Genomic DNA, 14,424 nt, shown 5'->3' on the forward strand with positions numbered 1-14,424 from the left:
CCGACGAGCGTGCAACCGGCCGCGGTTCACTGCGAGGATGACCGAGACGCCGTTCGCGCCCGCGCTGGAGACCTTCTTCCGCGGGCTCGCCGCGCACAACGAGAAGTCCTGGTTCGAGGACCACCGCGACGACTGGGAGCGGCACGTCCGCGACCCGATGGACGCGCTGCTGCACGAGGCCGAGCGGCGGTACGGGCCCGGCCGGGTGCTCCGCCAGCACCGCGACCTGCGCTTCACGCCGGACAAGCGGCCGTACCGCGAGGACACCGGCCTGACCGCGGGCGGGATGTACCTGAGCGCCGGCGCCGACGGGCTCCAGGTCGGCGGCGGCCTCTACGAGCCGTCGCGGGCGCAGCTGCACGCGGCGCGGACGACCATCGACGAGCACCCGCAGGCCGCCGCCGCCCTGCAGCGGGAGCTCGACGACCTGACCGACGCCGGGTACGAGCTCGCCGGGCCGCCGCTGAAGACCGCCCCGCGCGGGTTCGACGCCGACCACCCGCGGATCGACCTGCTCCGGATGCAGCACTACGCCGCGCTCGTGCACCTGCCGCTCGACAGCTCGCTCGACGCGATCGTCGCCGCGTGGGACCGGGTGCAGCCGCTCGTGCGGTGGACGGTGAAGTGGGCGCGGGCCGACGACCCCGAGGCGGCGGACGACCCGGCGCCGCCCGTGCCGGGGGCACGGTCGATCCACGAGCGCGCCTGAGCACTCCGCGGTGCGGCGAGCACTCCGGGCGCTCGCCTGTCAGGATGGGCCCGGGGTGAGGGGGACAACGTGGGGACTGACGATCCGGTCGTCGGGCGGGCGGGAGCCGTCGGGCTCGCCGTGGCGCTGCCGGTCCTGCTCGTCGTGAGCTGGCTCGTTCAGCTCGGCGTGCTGCTGCAGGCCTCGTTCGGGGCGGACGACACCCGACCGGGACCAGGCGGTGTCCTCGCGGGGTTGCTCGTCGGGACGTTGCTCGCGGTCGGGGTGCCGGTCGTGGTCATCGTCGTGTACGTCCTGAAGCGCCGGCGGCAGCCGCGGACCTCACTCGCCGCGGTGATCTCGGCGATCGTCGTGCTCGTCGTCGCGGTCCCGCTGAACACGCTCGGGATCGCCGGGCAGGTCGGGACGGTCGCCGAGGACGCCCGGGTCCGCGCGCAGCCGGCGACCGCGGCCGAGCGTCACTTCGCGCACAGCGAGGGCGGCGCCGAAGCCGCGCTGAACCGGATCGGCGACCGCACCGTGGAGCTGCTCGGCTCCCGGCGGTCCGAGGGCTTCCGGTCCGACGGCTCCCCGAAGGGCGGCGCGTACTCGGAACCGTGCCTGCTCGACAACCGGCACGAGGGCCTGGAGTGGGAGTACTGGTTCATCGCGGCCGAACTCCAGAACGCCTCGGGGGCCGACCTGCTGCCCGAGGGGGCCGCGACCGTGCCGGGCGCCGCGACCGACCTGGCGGCGGTCCGAGCAGCATGGCAGGCCGAGGGCATCGATGCGGAGCGCAGTGCGGTCGGTTCGGAGGAGCAGTACGAGCCGCGGGCGGACTGGCTCGCGTCGTCGTCCTACGCGCGCCCGGGGCCGACGGTGGTGCTCAGGACGATCTGCCTGGAGCGCTGAGGCTGCGGGCGGGACCGTCGCTCAGCGGTGGCGCCAGCGGTCCGACACCGGTGACGTCCTCTCGAGGAACGCGGCCGCGGCACGACGGGCGTCCGGGACGTCGCGCTGCAGACCCTCGTCGAACTCGTCGTACTCCCAGTTCAGCTCGACGAAGTCGCTGAAGACCGCGGAGCGCACGCGCTCGTCCCAGGCGAGGTGGTCCTGCACCCACCGGGCGACCGAGCGCCCGTCCGTGTCGTGCACGAGCACCTCTGCGGCTCGGCCCCGGGTGACGTGGACAGCGGCTTCCTCGAACGACATCGAGGCGGTCCGCCAACCGAGCTCGGCGAGACACGCGACCAGGGCGGTCTCGAGGAGTCCCGGGTCGTCCTCCGGGTAGTGCGCCGCCAACGCCACGGTCGCCGGTCCGCCGAGGTCGAGCGCGACCGCCTGCGCCGCCAGGGTCGTCGTGCGGACGGGGTCCCGGTGCCCGAGGACGTCGAGGGCACGCATCGTCAGCAGGGCGCGCACGACCTCGGGCACGCCGACCGGCTCCGGCCCCGGCGTCGAGAGCGGCAGGTCCGGTCGACGCTCCACGGCGAGGGCCGGCGACAGTCGGTCTCGCTGCACCGGTCGCCGCCGGAAGAGTCGTCCGAACACGTCGGTGGCGCTCCGTCCTCGTCGGGGCAGCCGAGCGTCGTCTGCCGTGGCTCCATCTTCGTCGGGGGAGGACTCCCTACGGTGGGGGCATGCCGACGCTCGACCGTTCCCCCGCCCTCGTCGCCACCGGGTTCCTGGCGATCCCCGTCGCCCAGGCCCTCGTCGGGCTGCCGAGCGACCTGCTCGCGCGGATCGAGGCGGCACCGATCGACCCCGAGCTCGCGGACACAGCGGCGTTCTCCGAAGCGTACGGGTACCCGCTCGACGGCGGCGCGAACTGCATCGTCGTCGCGGGCCGGCGCGGGGACGAGACCCGGTACGCGGCGTGCGTCGTGCTCGCGTCGACGAAGCTCGACGTCAACCGCGTGGTGAAGCGACTGCTCGACGTGCGCAAGGCGAGCTTCGCGCCGATGGACCAGGCGGTCGAGCTGACCGGGATGGAGTACGGCGGGATCACCCCCATCGGGCTCCCCGCCGACTGGCCGGTGTACGTCGACGCGCGGGTGCTCGACGCACCGGAGATCGTGGTGGGTGCCGGTCTCCGCGGCGCGAAGGTGTTCCTGCCCGGGGTCGTCCTGGCGGCGCTGCCGAACGTCACGGTCGTCGAGGGGCTCGCCACCGAGCCGGTCAGTCCGTCGGCCGGATGAGGCAGAAGGGGTGGCCGGCGGGGTCGGTGTACACGCGGAACGTGTCGGTGACCGACCCCGCGGCGGTCGCGCCCATCGCCAGGACCGCGGTCTCACCGGCGTCCAGGTCGTCGACCTTCACGTCGAGGTGCTCCTGCTGCGGGACGTCCCGCCCGGGCCACTCCGGCGCGCGGTAGTCGTCGACGCGCTGAAACGCCAGGATCGGCCGGTGGTCGGTGAAGGGCAGGGCCACCTCGGCCCAGTCCTCGTCGAAGCCCACGATCTCGCCGCCGAGCAACTCGGCCTAGAAGCGCGCGAGCACGCGGGGGTCGGAGCAGTCCAGGACGACGACGTCGAGTGTGCCGATCATGCGGCACACGCCAGCCCCGTCAGCGCGCGGCGGCCAGGGCCTTCGTGATGCGCTGCAGCGAGACCGTCTCGGCCGTCCCGAGCTCCTGCGCGAACAGGCTGAGCCGGAACTCCTCGAGCATCCACCGCGCGTGCACGAGCTCCGGGTGCGCGCCGATCGACGGCGGGAAGGTTCCACCGGCGTCGGTGTAGCGGTCCGTCGCGACGGACACCTCGCGCATCCAGCCGGCGTCGCGGCCGGGGTTCTGCAGGAGCTTCTGGACGCGGGCGTCGATGCCCTGCAGGTACACGCGGATGCGCCGGAGGCGGTCGAGGCCGGCGACGCTGACGAAGCCCGGGAAGACCAGGCGTTCCGACTGCTGGCGCATGTCACTGAGCGCCGGCAGGAGCGCCATGGAGTTCGCCTGCTTGAGGGCCTTGTCGGCGGCGCGCTGCGCGGTGAGGACCGCGGCGACCTCGGACACCGCCGTGAACATCGTGTCGACGACCGTCGCGGACACGGCGTCCCGCACGGCCTCGAACTCCGCCTTCGTGAAGACCAGGCCGTCCGGGTGCGCTCGACGGATGCCCGCGTCGACGACCGCGGCGAGCACGTCGTCGAAGAGCGCTGCGGTGGAGGGGTACGGGCTCGCGGCCAGCGCGAGCTTCTCCTGCGCGGTGAGGTGCGACTGCACGTAGGACACGGGGGACGGCACCGCGTGCATCACCAGACGCCGGACACCGGCCGGCATCCGGACGGCCCGGTCGCCCGGGGTCGCGAGCAGCTCGACGCCGACCGTCGCCTTCGGCCCGTCGCCCTCCTCGACCAGGGACGGGTACGCGCGGATCACCCCGCCGGCCTGCTTCGTGTCGAGCACCTGCGGCAGGTCCTGCGGCGGCCACGCCGTCATGCCGGACCGCTCCAGCTGCACACCGGAGGACGCCCCGGCGACGCGCGCCGCGCCTCCAGGCCGGGACGCAGCCTTCGCCGTGGCGGACGCGACGCTCTGCCGGGTCCGGTCCTTGAGCTTGGTCTGCAGGGCCGACAGGTCCTTGCCGGACTCGACCCGCCGACCGCGCTCGTCGACGACGGCCCAGGTCGGGAGCAGGTGCGCCGGGACGCGCGCGAGGTCGAAGTCGGACTCGCTGACGGTGACGTACGTCATCCGCTGGATCGCCTTGGCGAGCGTCGCGCGGAAGGACTCGGTCGGCTCCGTCGGGGCGTCGTCCGGTAGCTCCGCGACGATCTTCTCGGCCCAGTCCGCCGCGGGCACGACGTTCTTCCGGATCTGCTTCGGCAGCGACTTGATGAGCGCCGTGACGAGCTCCTTCCGGAGGCCGCGCACCTGCCAGTCGAAGCCTTCCTCGCGCATGCGGGGGAGCAGCGCGAGCGGCACCTGCACGCTCACGCCGTCGTCCTGCGCGCCGGGCTCGAAGCGGTACTTGATCGCGAGGCGCTGGTCGCCCGAGCGCCACTGCGTCGGGTACTCCTGCTGGTCCTGGGCGGCCTCGGCCGCGTCCTCGTCGAGCAGGTCGGACCGGCGCATCGTGAGGAGGTCCGGCTGGTTGCGCCGTGCCTGGCGCCACCACCCCTCGAAGTCGCGCGTCGTGGCGACGTCCGCGGGGATGCGGGCGTCGTAGAAGTCGTACACGCGCTCGTCGTCGAACAGGATGTCCCGCCGACGGGTGCGTTCCTCGAGCTGTTCGAGCTCGCGGCGGAGCTTCCGGTTGTCGCGGTCGAAGGCCTGCTGGGCGTCCCACTCGCCCTCGACCAGGGCGTGCCGGATGAAGAGCTCGCGCGAGTGCTCCGGGTCGACGCGCTTGTACTGCACGCGACGCCGCTGCACCACGGGCACCCCGAACAGGGTCACCCGCTCGTAGGCGACGGCCGCGCCCTGCTTCTTCTCCCAGTGCGGTTCCCCGTGGGTGCGCTTCAACAGGTCCCCAGCGAGCGGCTCGACCCACGCGGGGTCGATCCGCCCGACGGTCCGGGCGAACAGGCGACTCGTCTCGACGAGCTCGGCGGCCATCACGGCGTCGGGCTGCTTCTTCGCGAGGACACTGCCGGGGAACACCACGAACCGGGTGTTGCGGGAGCCGAGGTAGTCGCGCTTCTCCTTGTCGTGCAGGCCGATCTGGCTGAGGAGCCCGGCGAGCAACGACCGGTGCACCGCGTCGCCGTCCTCGCTCCGGGACTGCCCGACGCGGACGTCGACCTGCTTCGCGGCGCGCGACAGCTGGCGGTACAGGTCCTGCCACTCGCGGATGCGCAGGTGGTTGAGGAACTCGGCCTTGCACAGTCGCCGGAACGCACTCGACGACAGCGCCTCCTGCTGGTCCTCGATGTGGTTCCAGAGGTTGAGCAGGGTGAGGAAGTCGCTCGTCGGGTCGGCGAACCGCGCGTGCAGCTGGTCGGCGTGCGCGCGCTTCTCGAGCGGACGCTCGCGGGGGTCCTGGATGCTCAGGGCGCTGACGATCGCGATGACCTCGCGCCCGACGCCCTGCCGGCCCGCCTCGAGGACCATCCGGCCGAGCCGCGGGTCGATCGGGAGCCGGGTCAGCTGCCGCCCGGTCTTCGTGATGCGCCCGTCGCCGTCCACGGCCCGGAGCTCGCGGAGCAGGTCGAGCCCGTCCTTCACACCACGGGAGTCCGGCGGCTGCAGGAAGGGGAACGACTCGATGTCACCGAAGCCGAGCGAGATCATCTGCAGGATCACGGCTGCGAGGTTCGTGCGGAGGATCTCGGGGTCGGTGAACTCCGGGCGACGGTCGAAGTCGGGCTCGGAGTACAGCCGGATCGCGATGCCGGCGCTCGTCCGGCCGGCACGACCCGAGCGCTGGTTCGCGCTGGCCTGCGAGATCGCCTCGATCGGGAGCCGCTGCACCTTGGCGCGCGGGGAGTACCGGGAGATGCGCGCGGTGCCGGTGTCGACGACGTACTTGATGCCCGGCACCGTGAGGCTCGTCTCCGCCACGTTCGTCGCGAGCACCACGCGGCGGCGGATGCCCGGGGTGCTCCGCCGTTCGAAGACGCGGTGCTGGTCGGCTGCGGACAGCCGGCCGTACAGGGGCAGGACCTCGGTGCCCGGGTACTTCCGCCCCTCGATCGCGTCCTGCGCGTCGCGGATCTCGTTCTCGCCGGACAGGAACACGAGGACGTCGCCCGGGTCCTCCTGCGCCAGCTCGTCGAGCGCGTCGGTGATGCCCTGCAGGACGTCGCGGTCGTCCGCGCCCGCACCGCCGCGGCTGCCGCTGTCGTCGGTCCGCGGGTCGGTGTCGTCGTTTCGCGCGTCGGTGTCGTCGTCCGCGTCGGTGGCGTCGTCCGCCACGAGCGGGCGGTAGCGGACCTCGACCGGGTACGTCCGCCCGGACACCTCGATGATGGGCGCGCCGCCGAAGTGCTGCGAGAACGACTCCGGGTCGATCGTCGCCGACGTGATGACGACCTTCAGGCCGGGACGTCGGGGCAGCAGTCGCTTGAGGTAGCCGAGCAGGAAGTCGATCGTCAGCGAGCGCTCGTGCGCCTCGTCGATGATGATCGTGTCGTAGCGCTTCAGGTCGCGGTCGAAGTGGATCTCGTTGAGCAGGATCCCGTCGGTCATCAGCTTGATGCGGGTGTTCGCCGACACCTTGTCGGTGAAGCGCACCTGGTAGCCGACCAGGTCGCCCAGCTCACCGCCGAGTTCCTCGGACACGCGCTCGGCGATCGTCCGCGCCGCGATCCGACGGGGCTGCGTGTGACCGATCGACTCGCGCCCGAGCTCCAGGCAGATCTTCGGCAGCTGCGTCGTCTTGCCGGAACCCGTGGCGCCCGCGACGATGACGACCTGGTGGTCGCGGATCGCGGCGGCGATGTCGTCCCGCCGCTGCGAGACGGGCAGTTCCGGCGGGTACGTGATGACGGGTGCGGCAGACATGAGCCTTCCAGGATAGCGGGCCGTCAGGCCCCGATCAGTAGGCGCCGTCGGGTCCCGGTCAGCCGGGGCCGTCGGGCCCCGGTCAGCCGGTCGCTCCGGCGGCCAGTTGCGCGGCGAGGTCCGTCGCGGAGCGTGCCGGCAGGCCGCACACCCGGTCGTGGCAGACGTACGCCGCGGCACCCGGCAGGTCGCGGCCCGCGAACAGTTCGAAGCCCGCCGCCGTCCAGGCAGCGGCCTGCTCCCCGGTCACCGTGGCGACCACGGTGCCCGGCCGCCGCGCGGCGACGGCGGCCGCGCGCATCGGGTCGTCGACCGGGGCCACGACGACGACCTCGCGCGACGGGCGCTGGAGCGCGAGCGCGATGCCGAGCGCGTCCGCGTGCCCCAGCGGACGCTCCGTGCCGGTGTGTGCCCGGTCCGCGACCAGGACCGCGGCGGCCTCGCGGTACCCGGCGTCGCCGGTCAGCGCCGCGAGCACGGCCGCCGCAGCGGCGAGTGCCACCGTGCCCGACCGCAGCGCCGTCTGCGGCTGTTCCCCCGTCACGGTCCCGGCCGCGGCGAGCACCGGGTCGACGGCGAAGCGTCCCGCGAGGCCGTCGTCCACCAGGGAGCGTGCAACCTGGGCGAACGCGACGTCGCCGGTGACCAGGGCGAGCTCGAGCAGCCCCTCGGCCAGGAGGCCCACGTCCTCGATCGTCGGCGGTGCGCTCGAGGCTCCCCGCGGGGTGCTCGAGCGGACCGTGACGTGTCCGTCGCGCACGTGCCCGGCGACGATCGCGTCCGCGGCGCCGCGGGCGAGCGCGATCATCTCGGCGTCGCCGTGGCGCGCGCCGGCGATCACCAGGCCGCGGATCGCCAGACCGTTCCACCCGGTGAGCACCTGGTCGTCGAGCGGCGGCGGGGCGAACCGTCCGCGCTCGTCGAGGGGCAGCCGGTACCACGCGCCCTCGACCCGCTGGCCGTCCATCGTGGACTCGCTGTCCTGCGCCGCCACGAACGCGCCGTCGTCGCGCCGCAGGGTGTCGCGCAGGAAGTCCGTGATGCCGCGGGCCTGGCCCTGCTCGGCGACGGCGAGCAGCCCGGCGTTGTCGTACAGCATCCGCTCGTAGTGCGGCACGCTCCAGTCGCGCTTGGTCGCGTACCGGAAGACGCCGCCGTCGGCGTCGGTCAGCTCGGCGTCCCGGACCGCGCGCAGGCTGCGGTCCAGGAGCGCGGCAGCGTCGTCGTCGCCGTCGGCCGCGACGTCGCCGAGGAACTCGAGGAGGGGTGCGCTGGGGAACTTCGGCGCGCCCCCGAATCCGCCGTACGTCGCGTCCTCGGCCGCCGCCAGCTGTCCGGTCACCGAGCGGATCGCGTCGACGGACGGGAGGCGCGGCTCGCCCTGGTCTCCCGCGGCACCCCCCTGGGCGGCCGCGTCCGCCTCGGCGCCCTGCCGGATCGCCGCCGCGATGGCGGTCGCGTTCGCGTCGACCTCGGACCGCCGCTCCCGCCACGCGTCGAGCACCGCGGCCAGGACCTGCCGGAAGGAGCCGACCTGCCCGACCGGGACCGGCGGGTAGTAGGTCCCGGCGAAGAACACCCGGCCCTCGGGCGTCGCGAACACCGTCAGGGGCCAGCCCAGCTGCTGGGTGAACGCGCTCGCGGCGGCCATCAGGCTCGCGTCGACGTCCGGCCGTTCCTCGCGGTCGACCTTCACGGCGACGAAGTCCCGGCGCAGGAGGTCGCCGATCTCCGGGTCGGAGAAGCTCTCCCGCGCCATCACGTGGCACCAGTGGCACGTCGCGTACCCGACCGACACCAGCACCGGGACGTCCCGCTCCCGTGCCTCGGCGAAGGCGTCCGGGCCCCACTCGCGCCAGTCCACCGGATTCGCGGCGTGCTGCCGCAGGTAGGGGCTGACCGCGGTGCCGAGTCGGTTGTCGCTCATGGATCCAGCCTGCCCCGGCGTCGCTGGGCGCACCGGGCGGGGCGGGTGGTCTGTGGACGAGCGGCGCCGTGCACAGCTGCGGTCACACGAGCCAGCCGGTCAGGGTGGCGAGTCGACGCGCGACCTGCTGCGGGGTCAGGTCGTCGGTGTCCACCCGGGTGACGCCGTCCGCGGTGGCCGCGTCGAGCCTCCCGGCCGTCGCCGTGCTGTGTGCCAGCTGCGCCTCGGGGACCCGGCCACCTGCCCGCCGGGCGAGGCGACCTGCCGTGGTGTCGTCGGCGGCGCGCAGCAGGACGGCCGTGACCACCGGGTCGTCCCCCATCGCGGCGGCCAGGGCCGGCCACTCGAGGACGGACACCGTGTTCGTGAACACGAGCCGGTGGTGCCCGAGTTCCCGGTACGCCGCCCACAGTGCCGCGAGGTTCCGTTCCGCGAGACGCGCCTCGGGGTGCTCGACGTGCGGCGCGGGGTGGGCGAGGTCGAGGAAGTCGCCCTCGACGACCGCGTGCCGGACGTCCGCGGCGAACAGCAGGTCGTGCAGTGCCTCGGCCACGGTGGTCTTCCCGACGCCCGAGCGGCCGCCGACGAAGAGCACCTCGGACCGCGGCACCGGCTCAGTCCCGTCCGAGCGACAGCAGCAGCAGCGCCGCGTCCTCCGGGCCGTAGTCGAACATCCGCTCCCAGAACGCGTCCTCCGCCCACGGGACGTCGCCGCCCGCCGGTACCGCGTGGGCGGTCTCCAGCAGCCAGGCGACCTCGGGTCGGACGGCCTCCGCGTACCGCGGTGGCTGCCAGCCGAGGGCACGAGCGGCGGTGGTGTCGAGCACGAACGGCGTCGGCGAGCTCCAGGGGGTCGTCCCGACGAACGCCGGCGCGTCCTGGTCGAGCAGGACCTCGTCGAACCGGTGGTCGACCACGCCCGCGACGGTCCGGACGATCTCGAGCACGCTCGGGGCGGTCTCGTCGGCGACGTTGAGGATACGGCGGTCTGGGGCGTCCGCGATGATCCGGACCAGTGACGCGATGCCGGACGCCGCGGTCGTGTGGTCGACGCCACGGCCGCGGTCGGCGAGCAGGATCCGCTCCCGACCGTCGAGCGCACGACGGACCACGAACCACTCGCGCGGGCGGCCGATGCCCACGCCGTACACCTTCGAGGGACGCAGCACCGTGACGGGGCGCCGTGGTCGAGCAGCACCTGCTCGGCGGCGATCTTGGCGGCGCCGTAGCCCTCGCGGCTCGTGGGGTCGCCGTCCCCGGCGGGCACGGTCGGCTGCAGTTCGGTCACGGCACCGCCGAAGACCGGCCGGTCGACCGAGTTCGCGTGCCGCCCCTGCTCATCGGCGTAGACGGCCTTCGACGACACGAAGACCGTGGAGCCGACGTCGTCGAGGAACGGACGGAGCTGTAGGGCGTCGCCGCGGGTGGCGCCGACCGCGTCCACGAGCAGGTCCGCACCCGGGCGCAGGAGCTCCCGCAGCACGGCGGTGTCCCGGCGGTCCCCGGGGACGAACGTCGCTCCGGCGGCCGTCAGCGCGTCCGTGGCGGGGCCGCCGTGCCGGGCGACGACGTCGACCTGCCAGTCGTCACCCCCGTGGCCGGACGCGTCGAGGAGGTCGCGGACCACGGCCGAGCCGATGCCGCCGGTACCGCCGAGGACGACGGCGCGCCTGGTGCTCATGGCAGCAACGGTAGTGCCGCCACCGCGGTCAGGACGCCAGTCGCTCCGGCTCCCGCCGCCACCAGTCGAGCAGGGACCCGTCGTAGACCTTGACGTCGTCGTGTCCCAGGACCGTCAGTGCGAGGGCGTCGACGCAGGCCGCGTTGCCCACGCCGCAGTAGGTGACGATCTCCGACGCGTCGAGGACCGGTGCGAAGACCTCGGCCAGGGCCGGACGGCGCAGGAACGTGTTCGTGCGGGGGTCGACGACGTCGTCCGTGGTGATCGACGCGCTCCCCGGGACCACCGCGGGGTGGGTGTCGCCGAGCGACGCCGGGGGAGCGGCGAGCACGAGGGCCGCGGGTTCCTCGCCGCGGACCGCGCGCAGGACCCGGTCGTGGTCGACCCACACCGGGCGTTCCTCACCCGCCAGGAACGGTGCACCGATCGCCGGGGCCGTCCCGTCGCGCAGGGCGCCGACGCGGACCGGTCGGCCCTCGTCCCGCCACTTGGTGAACCCGCCGTCCAGGACCGCCACGCGGTCGTGTCCGAACGCCCGGAAGATCCACCACAACCGAGCGGCCCACTCGCCGACGCTGTCGTCGTAGACCACGACGCACGACTCGTTCGTCACGCCGAGTGCCTGGACGGCGGTCTCGAACTGCTCCACCGTCGGTCGGGTGAACGGCAGGTCGGCATCGACGTCGGACAGGTCGTGCACGAGGTCCGCGTAGCGGGCACCCGGGACGTGCCCGTGCTGCTCGTACGCGTCGCGGGCGTCCTGCCACCGCATGTCCAGGCCGGCCCCCGTGGTGTGCACGGACGCGTCGAGGACGACGAGTTCGTCAGCACCGAGGTGGTCGGCGAGCCACTGCGTCGACACGAGCGGCGAGGTCAGGACGGGGGCCATGGCGCTCACGATATCCGGGGCCTCCGACGGGTCCCAGCAGGATCGACACAGTGCGCAACGCCGTCGTCCGGCAGGCGCGGTCCCCGAACTTCCGATCACCAGGACGGCCCGGGTCGCGCAGAAGTTCTGCGAGGCCCGGGCCGTCCGTGGTCGTCGCGACGCGTGGTGCGTGCGAAGGGTGGTGCGTGCGGCTAGTGCGCCGCGGCCGGGATACTGCCCGTCGCGGTCGACGCTGCGTGCTCGAGCTTCGCGAGCCGCACCGACTGCCGGTTGATGAGCAGCCCGCCCGCCAGCGCCACCAGGACGAGCACGCCCGCCGAGATCGCGAACGCCGCGTGGTACCCGTCGAGCACCGCCTGCGCCTGCTGCAGCTTCGTCGGCGCCGCGGCGAGCCCGGAGAGCCGGTCTGCGACGACGTCCGCGAAGATCGTCGAGAGGAGCGCCGTGCCGATCGAGCCGCCGACCTGCTGCGCGGTGTTCACCGTCGCCGAGGCCACGCCGGCGTCGGCGCGTGCCACCCCGGTCGTCGCGGTGTTCATGGCGGAGGAGAAGATCGTGCCCATCCCGAGCCCGATGACGATCAGCGCCGGCAGGACGGTGCCCGCGTAGGTGCTGTCGACGTCGGTGCGCAGGAGCAGCAGGAGTCCGGTCGCGGCGACGAGTCCACCCGCGAAGACGAGCACCTTCGGCCCGACCCGCGGCAGCAGGCGGCCACCGATCTGCGTCGAGGACAGCATGATCGACGCCGGCATCGGCAGGAACGCCAGACCCGTCTGCAGCGAGGTGAACCCGAGGGTCTGCTCGAGGTAGTAGGTCAGGAACAGGAAGATGCCGAACATGCCGATCGCCACGAGACCGATCGCGATGAACGAGCCACCACGGTCGCGGTCGAGCACGACCCGGAGCGGGAGCAGCGGGTGCGCGACCCGGGTCTCGATGAGCACGAAGGCGGCGACCAGGACGACGCCGGCGGCGAGCATCACGATGGTGACCGGGCTGTCCCACCCGTTCGTCTCGGCGTTGGAGAAGCCGTAGACGATGCCGACCAGACCGGCCGTGATCGTCAGGACGCCGGCGACGTCGATGCGGGGTCGGTCGACCTTCGGCGGGCGCGCCATGAACACGAGCGCACCGATGACACCGAGCACCGCGAACACGACGTTGACGTAGAGGCACCAGCGCCACGAGGCGTACTCGGTCAGCACGCCGCCGAGCAGCAGACCGATCGCGGCACCCGAGCCCGCGATGGAGCCGAAGATGCCGAACGCGCGACCGCGCTCCTTCGGGTCGCGGAAGGTCGTCGTGAGCATGCCGAGGGCGGACGGGGCGAGGAGCGCGCCGAAGACGCCCTGCAGCGCGCGGGCCGCGACGAGCAGTCCGAACGAGTCGGCCAGGCCGCCGAGGACCGACGCCGCCGCGAAACCGACGAGCCCGATGATGAAGGTGTTCTTGCGGCCGAAGAGGTCGCCGAGCCGCCCGCCCAGGAGCAGCAGGGAGCCGAACGCCAGGGAGTAGGCGGTGACGATCCACTGCCGCTGGTCGGTGGCGAAGCCGAGGTCGGCCTGGGCCGAGGGGAGCGCGATGTTCACGATGGTCGCGTCGAGCACGACCATGAGCTGGGCCAGTGCGATCACCGCGAGGGCGATCCACCGGTGCTGCGGGCGGTCGGGCGCTGCGCCGGTGCCGCTCGCGATGGTGGGAGCGGCGCCCGTTCGGGGCGCCGCGGTCTGTTCTGCCGTCACGGCAGCCTCCTTCGAGAAGGTGGAGGGGAGAGGTGGTCTGGTGGACCGGGAAAACGGATGCGCTGCATCCGGTTCGACCCACTGTAGCCCAAAACGGAGCAGGCGCATCCACTTGTTCCCAGAAAGTTCAACTACATTCGTCGGCGTGAGCACCACCGAGTCCGCGGCCGACGTCGAGCGGCCACTCCGCGCCGACGCCGCGCGCAACCGTGAGCTGATCCTGCAGACGGCGCGTCGCTGCTTCGCGGAACGCGGCACCTCGGTCACCCTCAACGACATCGCGCACGAGGCCGGGGTCGGCGTCGGCACCGTCTACCGACGCTTCGCCGACAAGGACTCCCTGATCGAGGCGCTCCTCGCCGCCAAGTTCGAGGCGCTCAACGACGCCGCGGCGCTCGCCGCCGACGAACCCGACCCGCGCGAGGCCCTGCGTGTCTACCTGATGGGCGTGTTCGCGTTCCGCGCCCGTGACCGCGCACTCGCCGACACCATCGTGCGCGCCGGCAAGGGCCGGCCGTCGATCGTGCGGGAGCGCGACCGCCTCGAGCAGCAGGTCGGTCGGATCATCGAGCGTGCGCGGGAGGCCGGGGTCGTCCGGGTCGGGTTCGACCACCGCGACCTGCCGATGCTCACGACGATGGTCGGTGCGGTCGCCGACGCCACACGCGAGACCGATCCGGAAGCGTGGCGGCGGTACGCGCAGGTGATCGTCGACGGGGTGCTGCCGCAGACGCCCGTGTCGGGGCTGCCCGGTACGCCGCTCGACCGCGAGGCGCTCGAGCGCGCGCTGCACGCGTCCCCCTGACGGACGCGGCCTGCCGCGCGCCGGTCGGGGACCAGCGCCGCACGTCCGTCAGGTGACCGCCCACCGGCCGGGAGGCGCGTGGCGGGGTCGACCCGTGCCTCCAGTCCGTCCCCCGGTCGCGTCGCGACGTTCCTGCCCATCGCACGCGTGATGGGAGGACGGATCGCGCGTCGGAGGACGGAAGGAACGCCCTTCCACGCGCGGATCGGTCAACCATGCGCGGATCGGTCGACCACGCGCGGATCGGCAC

General features: G+C 73.3%; 13 protein-coding genes. 5 read left to right on the forward strand and 8 right to left on the reverse strand.

Annotation, left to right across the window (positions count from 1 at the left end; all coding sequences use genetic code 11):
- Positions 1-37 precede the first annotated feature (37 nt).
- Positions 38-709, forward strand: coding sequence for a DUF2461 domain-containing protein (locus HUN58_RS11105; protein WP_058743164.1), 672 nt, complete (start codon positions 38-40; stop codon positions 707-709).
- A 69-nt stretch (positions 710-778) separates the two neighbouring features.
- Entirely contained in the window at positions 779-1,600 is an 822-nt protein-coding gene (locus HUN58_RS11110; RefSeq protein WP_180224773.1) for a hypothetical protein, read from the forward strand.
- A 21-nt stretch (positions 1,601-1,621) separates the two neighbouring features.
- Here HUN58_RS11110 and HUN58_RS11115 read toward each other — a convergent pair whose 3' ends face one another.
- The gene (locus HUN58_RS11115; protein ID WP_180224774.1) at positions 1,622-2,209 is read right to left on the reverse strand and encodes a hypothetical protein; all 588 of its coding nucleotides are present in this window, start codon (positions 2,207-2,209) and stop codon (positions 1,622-1,624) included.
- Between the two features lie 119 nt (positions 2,210-2,328).
- On the opposite strand from HUN58_RS11115, the gene HUN58_RS11120 reads away from it, so the two are divergent.
- The gene (locus tag HUN58_RS11120) at positions 2,329-2,886 is read left to right on the forward strand and encodes a YbaK/EbsC family protein (RefSeq protein WP_180224775.1); all 558 of its coding nucleotides are present in this window, start codon (positions 2,329-2,331) and stop codon (positions 2,884-2,886) included.
- Here the strand turns inward: HUN58_RS11120 and HUN58_RS11125 are convergent.
- The 5 genes from HUN58_RS11125 to HUN58_RS11145 form a co-directional block, all read right to left on the reverse strand.
- Entirely contained in the window at positions 2,867-3,145 is a 279-nt protein-coding gene (locus HUN58_RS11125; RefSeq protein ID WP_368075736.1) for a VOC family protein, read from the reverse strand. The genes HUN58_RS11120 and HUN58_RS11125 overlap by 20 nt on opposite strands.
- 109 nt (positions 3,146-3,254) lie before the next feature.
- Positions 3,255-7,130, reverse strand: a complete 3,876-nt coding sequence (hrpA, locus tag HUN58_RS11130) for an ATP-dependent RNA helicase HrpA (RefSeq protein WP_180224776.1) — start codon at positions 7,128-7,130, stop codon at positions 3,255-3,257.
- 82 nt (positions 7,131-7,212) lie between these two features.
- The gene (locus tag HUN58_RS11135) at positions 7,213-9,057 is read right to left on the reverse strand and encodes a thioredoxin domain-containing protein (RefSeq protein ID WP_180224777.1); all 1,845 of its coding nucleotides are present in this window, start codon (positions 9,055-9,057) and stop codon (positions 7,213-7,215) included.
- A gap of 82 nt (positions 9,058-9,139) precedes the next feature.
- Positions 9,140-9,667: an AAA family ATPase gene (locus HUN58_RS11140; protein ID WP_180224778.1), complete on the reverse strand. Its 528-nt coding sequence runs from the start codon at positions 9,665-9,667 to the stop codon at positions 9,140-9,142.
- A gap of 4 nt (positions 9,668-9,671) precedes the next feature.
- Positions 9,672-10,199 (reverse strand): hypothetical protein, encoded by a 528-nt coding sequence (locus HUN58_RS11145; RefSeq protein WP_180224779.1) that lies wholly within the window; start codon positions 10,197-10,199, stop codon positions 9,672-9,674.
- Positions 10,200-10,240: 41 nt separating this feature from the next.
- Here HUN58_RS11145 and HUN58_RS11150 point away from each other — a divergent pair, with 41 nt between their 5' ends.
- The gene (locus HUN58_RS11150) at positions 10,241-10,468 is read left to right on the forward strand and encodes a hypothetical protein (RefSeq protein WP_180224780.1); all 228 of its coding nucleotides are present in this window, start codon (positions 10,241-10,243) and stop codon (positions 10,466-10,468) included.
- Between the two features lie 298 nt (positions 10,469-10,766).
- Here the strand turns inward: HUN58_RS11150 and HUN58_RS11155 are convergent, their stop codons facing one another.
- Both HUN58_RS11155 and HUN58_RS11160 read right to left on the reverse strand, forming a co-directional pair.
- Positions 10,767-11,627 (reverse strand): sulfurtransferase, encoded by an 861-nt coding sequence (locus tag HUN58_RS11155; RefSeq protein ID WP_141862613.1) that lies wholly within the window; start codon positions 11,625-11,627, stop codon positions 10,767-10,769.
- Between the two features lie 191 nt (positions 11,628-11,818).
- Positions 11,819-13,369, reverse strand: a complete 1,551-nt coding sequence (locus HUN58_RS11160) for an MFS transporter (protein ID WP_141862611.1) — start codon at positions 13,367-13,369, stop codon at positions 11,819-11,821.
- Between the two features lie 145 nt (positions 13,370-13,514).
- Here HUN58_RS11160 and HUN58_RS11165 point away from each other — a divergent pair, with 145 nt between their 5' ends.
- Positions 13,515-14,174 (forward strand): TetR/AcrR family transcriptional regulator, encoded by a 660-nt coding sequence (locus HUN58_RS11165; protein ID WP_180224781.1) that lies wholly within the window; start codon positions 13,515-13,517, stop codon positions 14,172-14,174.
- Positions 14,175-14,424 lie beyond the last annotated feature (250 nt).

Source organism: Curtobacterium sp. Csp1 (assembly GCF_013347185.1).

Coding starts and splice junctions, on each gene's coding strand:
- HUN58_RS11155 (WP_141862613.1), bottom strand. CDS start 11,627: ATGGCCCCCGTCCTGACCTCGCCGCTCGTGTCGACGCAGTGGCTCGCC.
- HUN58_RS11105 (WP_058743164.1), top strand. CDS start 38: ATGACCGAGACGCCGTTCGCGCCCGCGCTGGAGACCTTCTTCCGCGGG.
- HUN58_RS11135 (WP_180224777.1), bottom strand. CDS start 9,057: ATGAGCGACAACCGACTCGGCACCGCGGTCAGCCCCTACCTGCGGCAG.
- HUN58_RS11120 (WP_180224775.1), top strand. CDS start 2,329: ATGCCGACGCTCGACCGTTCCCCCGCCCTCGTCGCCACCGGGTTCCTG.
- hrpA (WP_180224776.1), bottom strand. CDS start 7,130: ATGTCTGCCGCACCCGTCATCACGTACCCGCCGGAACTGCCCGTCTCG.